Consider the following 14,211-nt stretch of genomic DNA (forward strand, 5'->3'; position numbering starts at 1 on the left):
CTGTCTCATGATTTGATGGCCTTGCGGAAACGGTGCGAAAATCCGGCATCGTAGAGTTTTGAATGGCGAATTTCGGGCCAATGGCGAGCGCCCAATGCCGGGCTGGCGATGATCATCGCTTGGCTGTTGATTTTCTCGGCGCGACACTTTTCGCGAATATCTTTAAGCGTTCCTCGAACGATCTTTTCTTCGTTCGGCCAACTGGCTTTTTGCACCACCAGAATCGACGCATCTTCGGCCCAGCCTGCGGCAAGCAAAGCCTGTTGCACGTCCGACAGCAGCGTTATGGATAGAAAAATGCACAAAGTGGTGTGATGCGAAGCCAGAGATTCCAGATCCTCGCCTGCAGGCATGGGCGTGCGCCCGGCCACGCGGGTGAAGATCACGGTTTGCGTTATCTCGGGCAGCGTCAGCGTTTCGCCGGCCGCGGCAGCCGATGCCATGGCCGAAGACACGCCCGGCACTACAGCCCAGGGTATGCCCGCTGCATCGAGCGGCCGCGCCATCTCGACCAGTGCGCCATAAAGCCCGGGGTCTCCAGTCTGAAGCCGCACCACGGTTTTATGCTGCCCCGCCTGTTCTATCAACCAGCCGGTAATCTCTTCCAGAGTCATATCCTTCGAGTCGCGGATCAGGCAGGAGGCAGGAGCGTATAAAGTAGCGGCCTCGTTGACCAGGGAGCCGGCATAGAGCACGGCGCCGGCCTGCTGCAGTAAGCGCTGGCCTTTTACGGTGATCAGTTCCGGGTCGCCGGGACCTGCGCCGACGAACCAGACTTGGCCGTTGATGGCTTTGGTTTTATTAGAAAGAGTCATTCGCTTTTGTCTTGCAAACGGTTAAATATCAGTGCCGACAGCACGCCCAACACCATCCAGAACACCGCATTACTGAGCGCACTGGCCCAGCGGAACTGATTCTGCAACAACGCCGGCGCCAGGCTTTCAGCTGTCTCAGGCTGCGGTGCGCCAAGCAGATGGGGTATCAGCAACAGCAGTAGGCCGGTCATCCTTAACGGCCAGCGGCTTTGTAGAAAAATCAGCCCAAGCCCGCCCGCCGTAGCCAGCGCCGTACCCAGCCACCAGTATTGCCTGGGCATCAGCGCTGCCGCTGTCGTACCCGGCAAATCCGGTGGCAGGCCTATGGCCGGAGCGGCGAAAAATACCGCATAGCCGGCGAGCCCCCAGGCCAGGCCCTGCCATATGCCTGTTGGCTTGCGCAAAGCGTACAGCCCAGTCAGCATAAGCGCAAAACCGACGGCCATTACGACATTGCTGCCGGTCGTCGAGAGTGTTCTCTGCCAGCCGTCTTCCGGTTGCCAGGCCGCTTCATCGTGGGCATGGCCGGCGGTAGGCTCATGAAAGACTGCTTCAGCAGCCGCTTCATAGGTTTCCGCCTGCAGAATCAACGGCGTCACCCAAAAAATCTGTAACAGGGATAGCAGTAGTGCGGCCATGGTGCCGGCCAGCGCAGCGGAGAACATGATGTGCTTGAACATGACGGTGCTAGTGGCAAGGAAAGCCGGTTGCGTGACGGGTGTCGTGCGTGGCGTTATGCACTTCGGTCATTGGGGCAAAGCCGATGATCAGCAACAGTGCAAAGCCCAGCGCAATAGCAGACAAGGCAGGAATCAGGCGTGCAGCGGTTAAGCCGGAAGCGTGTCTGGAATGGGTTTCAACGAGCATGTCGGGTCTCCTGATAAGGTAAGGGGCTGGAGTCGACTGCCATAGAGAAACACGGATGCGCAAATACAGCCATAGCTGCAGACTGGCATACGGCTCCCCTCCGGAGTCGGTATCCTTCATATGACCAGGCCGGTCTTCTGGCTTGCCGTCATCTGAATCATCCGCCTTCCCACACTAACCGCGCAGTGGCATATGAACGATTCATCAGGCTTACAGCAGCGGGGGCTGCGCCGGCTTTGACTGAGGATAAACGCTCAACGCACCGGACTTCCCGTTTCACCCTGGCGCACAAACCGCGCACCAAGGCACCTAATCATTCAGTCCAGTATAAACTAATTGGAGCGTTAATTGAATGTACCCCTTACTTTTACTGTTGAAGCTGGGCTGCATTTGTTATCTCGAAACGCCTAAGAGCCTGTTCAATATCTGCTGAGTATGATAGATAATGAGGGCATGAGAAAAGTGTACCCCAGCGACATCAGTCGCGAACAATTTGAACCGATCAGAGCTCTGCTAGAAAATGCTCGCAAGAAAACCCGACCTCGTACAGTGGACTTGTGTGAAGTGTTCTGTGCCATTCTGTACTTGCTGAAGAGCGGCTGCCAGTGGCGCATGCTGCCGAGCGACTTTCCGAAATGGCGCACGGTCCATCATTATTTTTCGTTATGGAGCGAGAAACCTGAAGGTGGAACCAGCCTGCTGGAGCAGGCATTAAAAAAATCAGGTTGGCGAGGCCCGTACCAGACAGGGGCGCAACGCCAGGACGAGTTTCTGCATCGTTGATGCACAGAGTGTCAAAAACACCGACTGCGCACGCAGCAAAGGTTATGATGCCGGCAAAAAGGTTTCAGGTATCAAGCGACATATTTTTGTCGACACGCAAGGGTTACCCCATGCAATTGCCATCACCACGGCGGACGTCAGTGATCGCCAAGGGGCGCTAAAAACCATTGAACAGAACTGGAAAGACTTAACTGAGGTCACTTCGCTGCTGGTCGATGGCGGCTATAGTGGCCAACCCTTCGCCGAAGCTGTTCAGAGTCTGCTTGGCGCTTCGGTGCAGGTGGCCAAACGCCATGAGCTTCATACCTTCGCTGTCATTCCGCAACGCTGGGTAGTAGAGCGTTCGTTTGCCTGGCTGGAGAAGTGCCGAAGATTATGGAAGAACACTGAGCGCTTGCTCAATACCAGCTTACAGTTCGTTAATCTGGCCTTCCTGGCGCTGTTGCTACGGAGATATTGAACAAGCTCTAAGCCCATGCCGACAACTTATAGGCACCAATGAAATTCTGGTCTCAGATCACTTCCTGATAGGCGCAGTGCATGTAAACTAACGTATTATCAAACTCTTGAATAAAAGTAAAAGTTATAGGGTAGGTGAAAAATGACAGAGTTGAATGCTTTGCCCGGTTTCTGTATAGGCAAAGCGGACACTGGCGATGAGCTAATACAGGAATTATTGAATAGCTATTCCCGATCTAATTAAGAGACATTCCTGTGAGTGTTGTTATGTCAAACGTCTGACTCTTCATTAAGCTTTCGTTAGAAAGGGATCGTGACAGTTGCCCGAGCCATGCGTGGTTCAACTGGATGTTTCAGAATACCCGTCTGCGGCGAAGCACCAGCAGGATAGGCATATTGATAAGCGTAAGCAATATCGTTGGCGGTCGAATCGAAAATATTGAAAATATCGACTTCCAGTTTATATCTTTTTTGCTGGAAGCCCGCCCCTAAATTGACGATGCTGGTCGAGCCGGACCAGAATGCACCGGAGGAATCCAGCGGCATGTCATCAAAGTGGCGCAACCGTACCGTGCCGAACAACCCGCTAGGAGCAACCACTGTAGCGCCCGTTGAGATAACTGTGCCGACGGAGTTTGGGACATAGTTGTTGGTTTCACCCTCTGGCATCGCCACATACCGTGCCGAACTAAAGGCAAAGTCCGCATCCAGCGTCAGCCAATCGGTCGGCTTATAGTCATTGATCCATTCAACGCCGTATCGACGGGATTTCCCTTTGACTTCAGTGGTACCGGCATCGCCCGCAAACACCAGCTCCTGATCGCTCTCCAGCCACCAGAATGCCAGGGTGCTGTTCAAGCCTTTGATAACGTTGCTGCGAATGCCTGTTTCAGCGCCGCGGGACTGCGCTAGAGGCGAGATCCTGGCGGCACTGCTATCTAGTGCTGTACCGGTATTGGGATCGAATTGCAGCGTCGTACCACGCGCATCGTTGGAATGATAGCCGAAACCACCATTGATAAAGTATTCAGTCTTGTACCAGGGGCCGATGACCAGGCTTAGCTTCGGGCTGACCAGCGCTTGCCCTCGACTGCCCGAATTTGCCGCCTTGACATGAGGATCATGCGTAGCCGTGTCGAGCACTGTGACATCGTCATGGATAAAATCTCCTCTTAAACCAGCAATGGTACGCACTTTTTCATGCCAATAGGTCTGGTTCTTGAGATAAATCCCGGCAGTGGTTTCACTGACCTTGCTGTGGCTGACTGTACTGAGATAGTGCCGACCGACAGTGTGATCCAAACCTATGCCCATGATTTCATCATGGCGAAGCTGGAACCCCACGGTGTTGTCCATGTCAAAACCGGCCAGCTGGCTGTAGCGGGTATGTTCGATATTGCCACCCGTCTGTACCCGATGTTCAAACTGGTGAATTTGGTCACCGTTGACCGGATCGTCCAAATAGCCGGTAAAATTGGAGAATAAATCCACATCGTAGTACAGCGCATAGATATTGGCCTCGTTTTTCCAGTTATCGCCTTTGTTCCAGAGATTAGTTGAAAAACTGTAGCGGTTGGTTTTGCCGCCATCCGTGGGATCCATAGTGCCGTAAAGGTCGAGCGTGCCGTTATCAATTAAGGCTTGAGGGATCTGGTTGGTTGCCGTCCAGCTATTGGTATAACCCTTACCGTTAACCGATAATCCCCAGTTGCCTTTATCAAGCGTGTAACGCAGCAGGCCGTTAATTTTTTTTGTATCCTCCGGTTGCTGCCAGACGCCGTTATAGAAATTGAACTCGCCAGCGTATAGTAAATCGCCGCTGCCGACTTGGTTGGAATTAGCGACTAAAGCACGGTAATAACCGAATTCGCCGCCGGTGAACTTCAACAGGCCTGCAGGCAATTGGTCCATCGAGAACATTTTCGAATAACCGGCTGAGGAAAAATCGCCGATTTCCGCATAATACGGGCCTTTGCCGTAATCAATCTTCTTTACCAATTCCGGGATGACGCTGTTAATGTCCATATAACCCTGTCCATGGGCATGGGTAGGCATGTTCATGGGAATGCCGTCGACGTAGGTCGTAAAATCCGTGCCGTGATCGAGATTGAAGCCGCGCAGGAAATACTGATTGGCTTTGCCGGAACCACTATGCTGGTTGGCTAACGCCCCAGGTACTACTTCCATGAGTTCGCCGTTACGGGACATCGGGCGGTATTCGAGTTGTGCCTGGCGGACTTCGCCCTGCGACGCTGAGCCAGTCGTACCAATAAGATCATTTTCTCGCCCGGCTTCGACGACCATTTCTTTTAGTTCCACAGGTTGAGAATCGGCGTTAACCATGGCGCAGCTCAGGCCCAACGATCCACCTATAGCCAGGCAGATTTTAGAGTTTTGTTTTGTAATACGCATGGCAACTCATGTCCTGATTTTCAAACTGGACAAGACAACCATCCTATCGTGGAGATTTTTGGGTGTTTCCTGCGTATGTAACCGGGTAGCAATACCAGTAAGTGATAAGCTGCCGAAGATAGGCTCTTGCATGTTGGTCCTCTGCGCCGCCCGCGCATAAAGGTTGTAGTACACAACAGAGGACTAAAGAAAAATGAGAGATGACGCAAACGCGAAGCTGCACTGTCATTTTCGCTGGCAGCCCTCCGCTGCATCGAATCAAACTTTCGGGCCGGTCTCCGGGCTTATAAGTGGCGGAAGCCTGAATCGTCACCTTCCCATGCATGGCACAGTGGCATTTTTAACGATTCTTTTACTTATCTACCGTTGCGGGGGCAGCGTCGGCTTTGGCATGACCTGACCGACTTCCCGTTTAATCGTCAGGTAAAAAACCTGACAGAACCTGAAAGCAGGCGGCAATTATAAGAGGTAACCGAGATAAAGCAAATTTCCGGCGTAATGCTTGATGTCAAAAGCAATGACAATTCTCGGCAACTTATCCATGTCATGGCGCTGTCCATGTAACGCCTCATTAGTCACAGGTTGCCACCGCATGAAACAATGCCGGCCTATTGGCAATTAATCCGGGTCGAAAAAATGGCTGTTTGCAGATCCTGCGATTTATATTTGCAGGCCGCCACAATTAGCCATCGACATGCCAAGAGTTTGATGTTACCAGCATGCATCCTGATCGGGCTCAATGGTTGCGCTTCATTGTTTGTCGCTTTAGGTAAGCAGAATCAAGAAAATTACTGGCAATATGATTCAATACAGAATATCAACGCCTTTCTGATTCAAGATAATTTATTGACTATCTGCTTTACGGGCTTTAACACAGCAACCCAGGAACGTAAATCTTTGTCTTTCGATATATCGGTTAGGCCCGGTGAATCGCATGAGATTACCAGTGCTAATTTTAAGCATTTAGTAGGCGATGAAACTTATGGTGAATATATAAGGATACCGAGTAATCACATTCACTCCGGCTGCAAAACCCCGTCTAAAAGACCGACAGTTCCGGTTATGACATTCAATTTCACATCCTGCAATACAAACTCTGATATGACAAATGATGATGGATTTCCCATCGGTGCATGTCCTGAGCTACAGCAGGATTTTCTTTCCCTACATGCCAAAGACAAATCGATACAACATGCGGTATATCAGATCAAAAAATCCAGGCCATACTTAAGCGACACAACGGCAAGCGGAGGCAATATCACTATGATGGCTTTCGTTTCTGTGTCCGGACTGAAAAGCGAGCCCAACAGATTAATGTTTTCTCCAGAACCTCAGAGAGTGCGCGTCAAGGGTATCAGTTATAAGGAACCGCTCGCACTTGTCTTTGATATTGCAACATTTCCCTTACAAATACTGATATTGGGTGCAATTTTCCTGTTGACTGATCACTAATGAATACAAGCGTGCACGCCTGATAGGCGGTTCCAAACCATACTCAACGGACTCCCATCAGTTTGAAATATTCACTTTCGGAAAAAATATCCCGGTTATCCTCAACGCTGTCCAGATACACCCTGCCCTCCAGATGATCATACTCATGCTGAAAAATCCGGGCAACGAAACCGTCCAGTTTCAATTCCACCGAGTCCCCCTGCTGATCGGTATAACGGATCAGGATCTCCCGATGCCTCGGCACCAGCGCGCGTATGCCCGGAATGCTTAAACAGCCTTCCCAGTCTTTTTCTTTGTGGTCCGACAAGACTTCAAATTCAGGGTTGATCATGACCGTCGGCTCCATCCGCGGCGCATGGGGATAGCGAGGCGTGGGCCGCGATGCCACAATCATGATCCGTTTTGATTCGCTGATCTGGGGCGCGGCAATGCCGACCCCCTGAGTACCGGCCAACGTGCTCTGCATATCGGCGATTATCCGCCGGACTTCAACGGCATGCACATCCGCAACCGTTTCCGCCTTTTTTCTTAAAACCTCGGCACCCAACTGGGCAATCTCGCGCATGGTCGTCACCTCTTAAGCCAGCAATTCGTTCAGGAGCATGGTCTGGGCCTGTACCGGTTCCTCATCGGCGGTCTGCGTGAGCCGCTGATAGCTGCCGTCGGACTGCAGAACCCAGGCCTGGGTATTATCCTGCAGATACAAATCCAGATCATGCAAAATCCGGTTATGCAGCCTTTTGTTTTCGATAGGAAAAAGGATTTCAACACGGCGGAACATATTGCGATTCATTAAATCGGCGCTGGAGGTGTAAACCTCCTGATTACCGTCGTTTCCAAATGCGTACACGCGGCCATGCTCCAGAAAACGTCCGATGATGGATCGTACTTCTATGTTTTCAGAAACCCCGGAGATACCCGGCCTTAGACAGCAAACTCCCCGAACGATCAACTTGACGACAACCCCGGCCTGCGAAGCGCGGTAAAGAGCCTGAATACATTGCTCTTCAACGATGGCGTTTACCTTGATGATGATTTTTGCCGGCTTGCCGTTTTTGGCATGGCGTATTTCGCGTTCGATTTTGTCGATCAGCCCGCTGTGCAAAGTAAACGGCGATTGCAGCAATTTATTCAACTTGGTCACTTTACCTAAGCTGGTCAATTGGGCAAATACGCGCCGGACATCCTCGCCTAATTCCTTATTACAGGAAAACAGACCGTAATCGGTATAAATCTGCGCTGTTTTAGGATGATAGTTACCGGTGCCCAGATGCACATAATTGCACAACTGGCTGCCTTCCCTTCTTAGCACCAGGCACATCTTTGCATGCGTTTTATAACCAACCACGCCATAAACCACATGCACGGCCGCTTCCTGCAGTTTGGATGCCAGGTTGATATTGGCTTTCTCATCGAAGCGTGCGCGCAACTCGATAACGACGGTCACTTCCTTGCCGGCTTTGGCCGCTTTGACCAGGGCGCTGACGATGGGCGAGTCCGCGCCGGTGCGATACAGCGTCTGCTTAATCGCCAACACATCCGGATCGACGGCCGCCTGCCGCAGAAATTCGACAACCGGCGAGAACGATTCGAACGGATGATGCAGCAGGATATCATGGCGCTTGATTGCCGCGAATATGTCCTTGTTGCGGGCCAGTTGCGGCGGAACGGAAGGCTTAAAAGGCGCGAACTTGAGATCGGGTCTGTCCACCAGATCAATAATTTCCTGTACCCTGTTCAGATTGACCGGACCATGCACCAGATACAGACGGTCGCGAGTCATGTCGAAGCGGCCCAGTAAAAAATTAACGGTTTCATCCGGACAATTGGCATCAATTTCCAGACGCACTTCATCGCCGTAATTGCGCATGGCCAGTTCGCCTTCGACAGCCAGCAATAAATCGTCTATCGCATCATCATCAACGAAAAAGTCGCTATTACGCGTCACACGGAACTGGTAACAGCCCTTAACGGTCATGCCGTTGAACAGGTCGCCCACGAAGGCGTGAATGATCGACGACAAAAACACAAAATCAGCCGGTCCGCTGCCTGTCTCCTCAGCTGGCAATTGCACAAGGCGCGGCAATGCGCGGGGCGCCTGTAAAATTGCCCTGCCGCTATTGCGGCCGAAGGCATCCTTGCCGGTCAGGGAAATAATGAAATTTAAACTTTTGTTGAGTATGCGCGGAAAAGGGTGCGCCGAATCGAGGCCGACGGGCGTCAAAATCGGCAGCAGTTCATCATTAAAATAATTTTCCAGCCATTTGTGCTGCGCTTCAGTCCATTTGCTGCGGCGGATAAAGCGGATATTTTGCTCTTTGAGATTCGGGATCAGAATTTCATTAAGAACGTTATATTGCTCATCAACCAGCTGATGGGCATTGATCGAAATCTGCTCCAGCTGTTCATGCGGCGTCAAGCCATCCGGCCCTATCGCCTTGGGGTCCATAGTCGCCATCTGCAGAACACTGGCCACCCTGACCTCGAAAAACTCATCCAGATTGGAACAGGAGATGCACAGATAATTGAGCCGCTCCAGCAACGGCACATTTTCATCCTTTGCCTGCGCCAGGACCCGCTTGTTAAACTCCAGCAAACTCAACTCGCGATTGATATACAGCTCAGGTTTATGAAGATCTATTATGTCGTCTGTTTCATTTATGTCCATTTTTTAACTACACCTTAAGCTGTCAGGATGCGATACCCGTGATAAAAACATGTCGGTCGCTGATTTGCTCGATTTTCAGATCCAGACCAGCTTGTGCTATTTGTCCGGCGATTTCTTCCATGCGAAACGCCGCCAGTAAAGATTGATAAAAATCCCGTTTGAGGATATCAGGCTCATCAGCCGCATAGGTGCGCACCATCGTTTGTGCCTCGTCAATGCTGGCCGGGCGTAATAAATCCATAATGACTATCTGTGTACCCGGTACCGCAAATCTTTTAATGACGTCCCAAAGCACCATGGGATCAGGCAAATGATGCAGCAAGCTATTGCTGAAAATAATGCCATAGCTGGCTTGCGGCAAGCTTACATGAGGCAATAAACCCTGAATAAAACTTATGCGCGGCTTCAATGCATCATCTATCAATAACTTACCATAATTTATCATGGCAGCCGAACCGTCGACAGCATGCACCCTGGCCAAAGGATAAGCCCTGGCAAAACGGCAACTGATATCACCGGGCCCGCAGCCTAAATCCAACGCCGTACCGCTGAAATCAGGTTCGTTAACGAAGGCTTGCAGGCGCTCTATGAACTGGCTGTGCGGCACTTCAAAGTCCGCTTCGGCATAGGCCTTGACCTGCGCTTCATCTTCCATCAATTCCGGTTCCAATACTCTTTTCATTGGTCGAATCCCCTTTTCCCCTGCAGGCCGCCGGTATGGACGGCAATAATACGCTGCCCGGGCTTGAAACAGCCTTGGGCTATCAAATCGTAAAGCCCGTACAGCATTTTGCCGGTATAGACAGGCTCCAGCGGAACATGCGTTTTTAGCTCGAAAGCCTCTATAAAGGCCATCAATTCGGCATTGACTTGCGCGAAACCGCCGAAGTGGTAATCCGGATTGATTTGCCAGTTAGCGTAAGGGCGGCTCAGCAACGATTCGACATCGGCCGTTAAAAAACCTGCGTTCTTTAACGCCGCAAAACCCATGACCGATACACTCTCCGGAACGGCTTCAATGATGCCGGCCAGCGTCGTGCCGGTGCCGCATGGCACACAAAGCATATCGTAAGGCATATCAATTTCCCGAACCAGTTCCGCCACGCCTTTTAAGGCCAAAGTCTGCGCCCCGCCTTCGGGCAGCCAGTATTGCCGGGATTTGATGCCGGGCAAATCCTGCCAGTCTTTATAATGCCGGAGATCTCTGTAATCGGAACGCGAGACAAATTTCAGCTCCATGCCCCAATTCCGCATATCGACCAGAGTCGGGTTTAACGTGTCCGGTTGTTCGCCGCGAATAAGCCCTGTCGTTTTCAATCCCAATTCTCGCCCCACATAAGCCAGCGCATGCAGATGATTGGAATAGGCCCCGCCCATACTGATAAGCGTATGCGCGCCTAGCGACAAGGCATGGTCCAGAATATATTTGAGCTTGCGCCATTTATTGCCGGAGATGACCGGATGCAGCAAATCGTCGCGCTTGACCCATAGCTCGATTCCGTAATGGTCAAGCATCGGATCTTGAATCCTTGATAGAATGGACTTGTCGAAGGTTTTTTCCAGTTGAATCAGTTCCGGGTGCATTTATGTGTGGACGTTTTGTATTGATCGCATCAGAGCAGCAGATTATTGAACATTTCAGCCTGCGGCGTCTGGCTAATTATCAACCTGACTATAACATTCCGCCAGGACAAAAAATTCTCAATATCGTTCAACTTGAAGACGGCAGCAACAAAGCCGCCTACCTGCATTGGGGATTGATTCCCTCCTGGTCCAAGGACCGCGGCATCGGCAATCGATTGATCAATGCCCGGGCCGAAACGCTGATAGAAAAACCATCGTTCAGATCGGCCTACAGGAAGCGCCGCTGCCTGATTCCGGCAACCGGTTTTTATGAATGGCAGCGCACCGAATCGGGCAAGCATCCTTATCATATCCATTATCCGGATAACCATTTGTTTGCTTTTGCAGGACTTTGGGAGCACTGGAAAAATGAGACGGAAACGATCTATTCCTGTGCCATTGTCACGACAGCGGCCGACGCTAAAATCGCATCGATCCACGACCGCATGCCTGTCGTCATCAGGCCCGAACAGTACGCCAGCTGGCTGGATAAAAAAACCGAAGCGGTTGATGTCTTGTCTTTTGATCAGTCAGCCGCTTACCGCGATATGCTGCTGACGCCGGTCAGCAATCGCGTTAACAATCCGGTGCATAACGATGCGGGCTGTTTATCTTGAAGGATTTATTCGTAAGAATGCCGGTTTCGAAGTAAAAACTTCTAACCGATAAGGAAGCTTTAAAGTCTGGTGGGTGCTGAGGGGTTCGAACCCCCGACCCTCGCCTTGTAAGGGCGATGCTCTCCCAGCTGAGCTAAGCACCCGACTTAGAGCCCGGCATTTTACACAACGAAAAATAAAAAGCAAGCCTGTTTATGAGGATATAACACTCAATTAAAATATTTTTTAAAATATTGCCTGAAAATCAATCCCGCCGCGCGACCAGATGAATATAGCGCCCCATCTCGCGATAAGTCGGCATCCGGCAATGGCGGTATTCCAGCTCAAACAGCTCATCCAGATCACTTTGCTCCCGAACGGCACGAGTCAGGTAATCATGAAACACGCGAATGCCGGTATGGGCCGTTACGGCAAAGCCCCATTGCCGAAGCTGATCGATAACCTCATGGGGATATTGCGGATTGGGCGGCGTCAGATTCTTGCCCTTGCCCATATAGCTGTCATCGAGCAGATGTTTCCAGCGCCATTCACCTTTCAGGGCATTGGTATAAATCATGGCATTTCGATTATAAAACAACAGCGACAGCGAACCTCCCGGCTTGACCTGATTGGCTATTGTCTGTAAAGACGGCATGGGATCGGCCAGCCATTCCAGCACGGCATGAAACAGCACCAGATCAAACTGGGGCAATTGCGGCGCCAGCGTTTGCGCGGCGGCATGATGAAACTGCGCCGATAAACCGGCCTCGGCAAATTGACGCTCCGCGCGCGCCAGCATTTTTTCCGACAAATCGCACAGCGTCAGCCTATGTCCCTGTTCTGCAAACCACAGACTGATCTGTGCAAACCCGCAACCGGCGTCCCATACCGTCAGCGGTTCATGCCGGTAAAAGCTGTCAAGATCTTCCTTGACCAGCTTAAGCCGCCAGTCGCCTTTATGCGTGTCATAGATTCTCTGCTCAAACTTTTTGATCAGGGAGTCAAAATTTCGGTCTTGTTGCGGTTTCATTCGATGGGGAAGTCAGAGGAAGTATGATCAGAAGCAGGATACGCATTTATTCCGCGGAGGGTATCGCGCACCATTTTTAAAACGTTTTTAGTGAATCAAGCCCAAAATGGTGCGCTATGCGTACCCTACCGGACTTGCTGTCCTGCGAAGACTCACATTGTAACTGATGTTGATTCAAGATAAAAAAAACCTGCCCGAAGGCAGGTAAAAAGTAGAACAAACAGGACCCGCTTGTTCTTCACCAGGAAGGAAGTAATCTACTGCAAAAAACTCTAGCGATGTTTCTCCATGCGTCTAAAACTGGAGTCACGGTTTTCATGATGGGTACTTTTTCGTATCCTGAAAAATACTCATTGGCTATTCAATCTGGTAACAACCGCTGCTTACGAACAGCTTCCTGCTACAGTAACGCATCATGACGTGACTTACATTATTAATACAGCAATAATCTTGCCAAGTTCTATCTTCAGTTTTATCAACGCTTTCAGGTTATCGAATGGCAGTCGTTTGTTGGAAAAGCAACAAAGATTGTTGATTTTCTGTTCATGCAGGAACAGCGCGAAGAGAGCGACCCCTGGCTCTTGACTGTTTAAGGTAGAGTACGCGGCAGATTACAGGCTCTGCCTGCTCTGCTTGATCGCCCACGCCACATCCGCCGCCTGCCGGTTTTCCCTGACATCATGCACGCGAAACATCTGCACGCCCGCCATGATGCCTAAAGCCGTGGTCACGGCAGTGGCGATCACCAGCTCGGACGGTTCCGATACATCGCAGATGGTGCCCATGAAACGCTTGCGGCTGGTGCCCAGCAAGACAGGATAGCCTGCAGCCACGAACGCATCAAGATGCGCCAGCAGATCGAGATTGTCCTGCTTGCGTTTGCCGAATCCGATGCCCGGATCGATGGCTATTCTTTTCTTTTTAATGCCGGCCTTTAATGCCGCATCAATTTGCTGATATAGCGCGGCCAGCACATCCTGCACGACATCGTCGTAATAAGGATTATCCTGCATGGTTTTCGGCGTGCCCTGGCTGTGCATCAAGATAATCGGCGCATCGGTTTCGGCGGCCAGCGCCAGGATAGCCTCATCATCACGGCCTGCCGAAATATCGTTGATGATGTCGGCGCCGGCCTCAAGCGCCGCTCTGGCGACGGCACTCAAGGTCGTATCGATACTGATCGGAATATCGGCCGATACCTGTCGCCTGATCGCGGCAATCACCGGCACCACACGCTGTATCTGTGCATCGGCGGCAACCGGTTCGGAACCCGGCCGGGTCGATTCGCCGCCTATGTCGATAATATCGGCGCCTTCGTCCAGCATGCGCCGCGCCTGCCGGACAGCGGCATCGACGTCCGAATACTGGCCGCCGTCGGAAAAACTGTCCGGCGTGACATTCAAAATCCCCATAATCAGCGGTTTGTCGATATGGCCGAACATGCTTGATCTCCTGTGCGCATTGCTGTGTGTTTATTCAGGTATAATAAAAAAGTCATTGATTATA

13 protein-coding genes, 1 tRNA gene and 2 riboswitches are annotated in these 14,211 nt (G+C 51.3%); of the genes, 3 read left to right on the forward strand and 11 right to left on the reverse strand.

Annotation, left to right across the window (positions count from 1 at the left end):
* Positions 1–5 precede the first annotated feature (5 nt).
* Genes cobM through METLU_RS0107965 form a run of 3 tightly spaced genes read right to left on the reverse strand, consistent with a single transcriptional unit; the run spans position 6 to position 1,682 of the window.
* Positions 6–815 carry a precorrin-4 C(11)-methyltransferase gene (gene cobM, locus METLU_RS0107955; RefSeq protein WP_036242941.1) on the reverse strand — a complete coding sequence of 270 codons (810 nt, stop codon included), beginning with the start codon at positions 813–815 and terminating at the stop codon, positions 6–8.
* Complete coding sequence (locus METLU_RS0107960; RefSeq protein WP_027157758.1) at positions 812–1,495, reverse strand: CbtA family protein; 684 nt, start codon at positions 1,493–1,495, stop codon at positions 812–814. The genes cobM and METLU_RS0107960 overlap by 4 nt, the downstream gene beginning before the upstream one ends.
* A 7-nt stretch (positions 1,496–1,502) precedes the next feature.
* Complete coding sequence (locus METLU_RS0107965; protein WP_027157759.1) at positions 1,503–1,682, reverse strand: CbtB domain-containing protein; 180 nt, start codon at positions 1,680–1,682, stop codon at positions 1,503–1,505.
* A gap of 110 nt (positions 1,683–1,792) precedes the next feature.
* A riboswitch (cobalamin riboswitch) is annotated at positions 1,793–2,010 on the reverse strand.
* Positions 2,011–2,135: 125 nt separating this feature from the next.
* Between METLU_RS0107965 and METLU_RS27240 the strand changes: the two genes are divergently transcribed.
* Positions 2,136–2,925, forward strand: a protein-coding gene (locus METLU_RS27240) for an IS5 family transposase (protein WP_155920497.1) whose coding sequence is annotated in 2 segments (ribosomal slippage) — positions 2,136–2,398 and positions 2,397–2,925 — 792 coding nt in all. Because the reading frame shifts where the segments join, the coding sequence is not laid out codon by codon here.
* Positions 2,926–3,224: 299 nt separating this feature from the next.
* On the opposite strand, the gene METLU_RS0107980 is transcribed toward METLU_RS27240, so the two are convergent.
* Positions 3,225–5,336 (reverse strand): TonB-dependent receptor, encoded by a 2,112-nt coding sequence (locus tag METLU_RS0107980; RefSeq protein WP_051299825.1) that lies wholly within the window; start codon positions 5,334–5,336, stop codon positions 3,225–3,227.
* Between the two features lie 252 nt (positions 5,337–5,588).
* Positions 5,589–5,797, reverse strand: a riboswitch (cobalamin riboswitch).
* 139 nt (positions 5,798–5,936) lie between these two features.
* Here METLU_RS0107980 and METLU_RS0107990 point away from each other — a divergent pair.
* Complete coding sequence (locus tag METLU_RS0107990; protein ID WP_027157762.1) at positions 5,937–6,788, forward strand: hypothetical protein; 852 nt, start codon at positions 5,937–5,939, stop codon at positions 6,786–6,788.
* A 43-nt stretch (positions 6,789–6,831) separates the two neighbouring features.
* Here METLU_RS0107990 and def read toward each other — a convergent pair whose 3' ends face one another.
* From def to METLU_RS0108010, 4 genes are read right to left on the reverse strand one after another with little or no spacing between them, the layout of a single operon-like run.
* Complete coding sequence (def, locus tag METLU_RS0107995; RefSeq protein WP_027157763.1) at positions 6,832–7,353, reverse strand: peptide deformylase; 522 nt, start codon at positions 7,351–7,353, stop codon at positions 6,832–6,834.
* Between the two features lie 12 nt (positions 7,354–7,365).
* Entirely contained in the window at positions 7,366–9,456 is a 2,091-nt protein-coding gene (gene ppk1, locus METLU_RS0108000) for a polyphosphate kinase 1 (protein ID WP_027157764.1), read from the reverse strand.
* A gap of 22 nt (positions 9,457–9,478) precedes the next feature.
* Entirely contained in the window at positions 9,479–10,138 is a 660-nt protein-coding gene (locus METLU_RS0108005) for a class I SAM-dependent methyltransferase (RefSeq protein ID WP_027157765.1), read from the reverse strand.
* Positions 10,135–11,040, reverse strand: a complete 906-nt coding sequence (locus METLU_RS0108010; RefSeq protein WP_027157766.1) for a 1-aminocyclopropane-1-carboxylate deaminase/D-cysteine desulfhydrase — start codon at positions 11,038–11,040, stop codon at positions 10,135–10,137. The genes METLU_RS0108005 and METLU_RS0108010 overlap by 4 nt, the downstream gene beginning before the upstream one ends.
* 2 nt (positions 11,041–11,042) lie before the next feature.
* Between METLU_RS0108010 and METLU_RS0108015 the strand changes: the two genes are divergently transcribed.
* On the forward strand, positions 11,043–11,696 hold the full coding sequence (locus METLU_RS0108015; RefSeq protein ID WP_027157767.1) for an SOS response-associated peptidase: 654 nt from the start codon (positions 11,043–11,045) through the stop codon (positions 11,694–11,696).
* A 67-nt stretch (positions 11,697–11,763) separates the two neighbouring features.
* On the opposite strand, the gene METLU_RS0108020 is transcribed toward METLU_RS0108015, so the two are convergent.
* The 3 genes from METLU_RS0108020 to folP form a co-directional block, all read right to left on the reverse strand.
* Positions 11,764–11,839 (reverse strand) — tRNA-Val (locus METLU_RS0108020).
* A 101-nt stretch (positions 11,840–11,940) separates the two neighbouring features.
* Positions 11,941–12,705: a methyltransferase domain-containing protein gene (locus tag METLU_RS0108025; protein ID WP_027157768.1), complete on the reverse strand. Its 765-nt coding sequence runs from the start codon at positions 12,703–12,705 to the stop codon at positions 11,941–11,943.
* A 611-nt stretch (positions 12,706–13,316) separates the two neighbouring features.
* Positions 13,317–14,147 carry a dihydropteroate synthase gene (gene folP / locus METLU_RS0108030; protein ID WP_027157769.1) on the reverse strand — a complete coding sequence of 277 codons (831 nt, stop codon included), beginning with the start codon at positions 14,145–14,147 and terminating at the stop codon, positions 13,317–13,319.
* Positions 14,148–14,211: the final 64 nt, after the last annotated feature.

Origin of the sequence: Methylobacter luteus IMV-B-3098, assembly GCF_000427625.1 — a bacterium.
Lineage (GTDB): Bacteria > Pseudomonadota > Gammaproteobacteria > Methylococcales > Methylomonadaceae > Methylobacter > Methylobacter luteus.

Bases quoted from the DNA above. Each gene is read 5' to 3' on its own strand.
- cobM (WP_036242941.1), bottom strand. From the start codon at position 815: ATGACTCTTTCTAATAAAACCAAAGCCATCAACGGCCAAGTCTGGTTC.
- METLU_RS0107960 (WP_027157758.1), bottom strand. From the start codon at position 1,495: ATGTTCAAGCACATCATGTTCTCCGCTGCGCTGGCCGGCACCATGGCC.
- METLU_RS0107965 (WP_027157759.1), bottom strand. From the start codon at position 1,682: ATGCTCGTTGAAACCCATTCCAGACACGCTTCCGGCTTAACCGCTGCA.
- METLU_RS0107980 (WP_051299825.1), bottom strand. From the start codon at position 5,336: ATGCGTATTACAAAACAAAACTCTAAAATCTGCCTGGCTATAGGTGGA.
- METLU_RS0107990 (WP_027157762.1), top strand. From the start codon at position 5,937: ATGCCGGCCTATTGGCAATTAATCCGGGTCGAAAAAATGGCTGTTTGC.
- def (WP_027157763.1), bottom strand. From the start codon at position 7,353: ATGCGCGAGATTGCCCAGTTGGGTGCCGAGGTTTTAAGAAAAAAGGCG.
- ppk1 (WP_027157764.1), bottom strand. From the start codon at position 9,456: ATGGACATAAATGAAACAGACGACATAATAGATCTTCATAAACCTGAG.
- METLU_RS0108005 (WP_027157765.1), bottom strand. From the start codon at position 10,138: ATGAAAAGAGTATTGGAACCGGAATTGATGGAAGATGAAGCGCAGGTC.
- METLU_RS0108010 (WP_027157766.1), bottom strand. From the start codon at position 11,040: ATGCACCCGGAACTGATTCAACTGGAAAAAACCTTCGACAAGTCCATT.
- METLU_RS0108015 (WP_027157767.1), top strand. From the start codon at position 11,043: ATGTGTGGACGTTTTGTATTGATCGCATCAGAGCAGCAGATTATTGAA.
- METLU_RS0108025 (WP_027157768.1), bottom strand. From the start codon at position 12,705: ATGAAACCGCAACAAGACCGAAATTTTGACTCCCTGATCAAAAAGTTT.
- folP (WP_027157769.1), bottom strand. From the start codon at position 14,147: ATGTTCGGCCATATCGACAAACCGCTGATTATGGGGATTTTGAATGTC.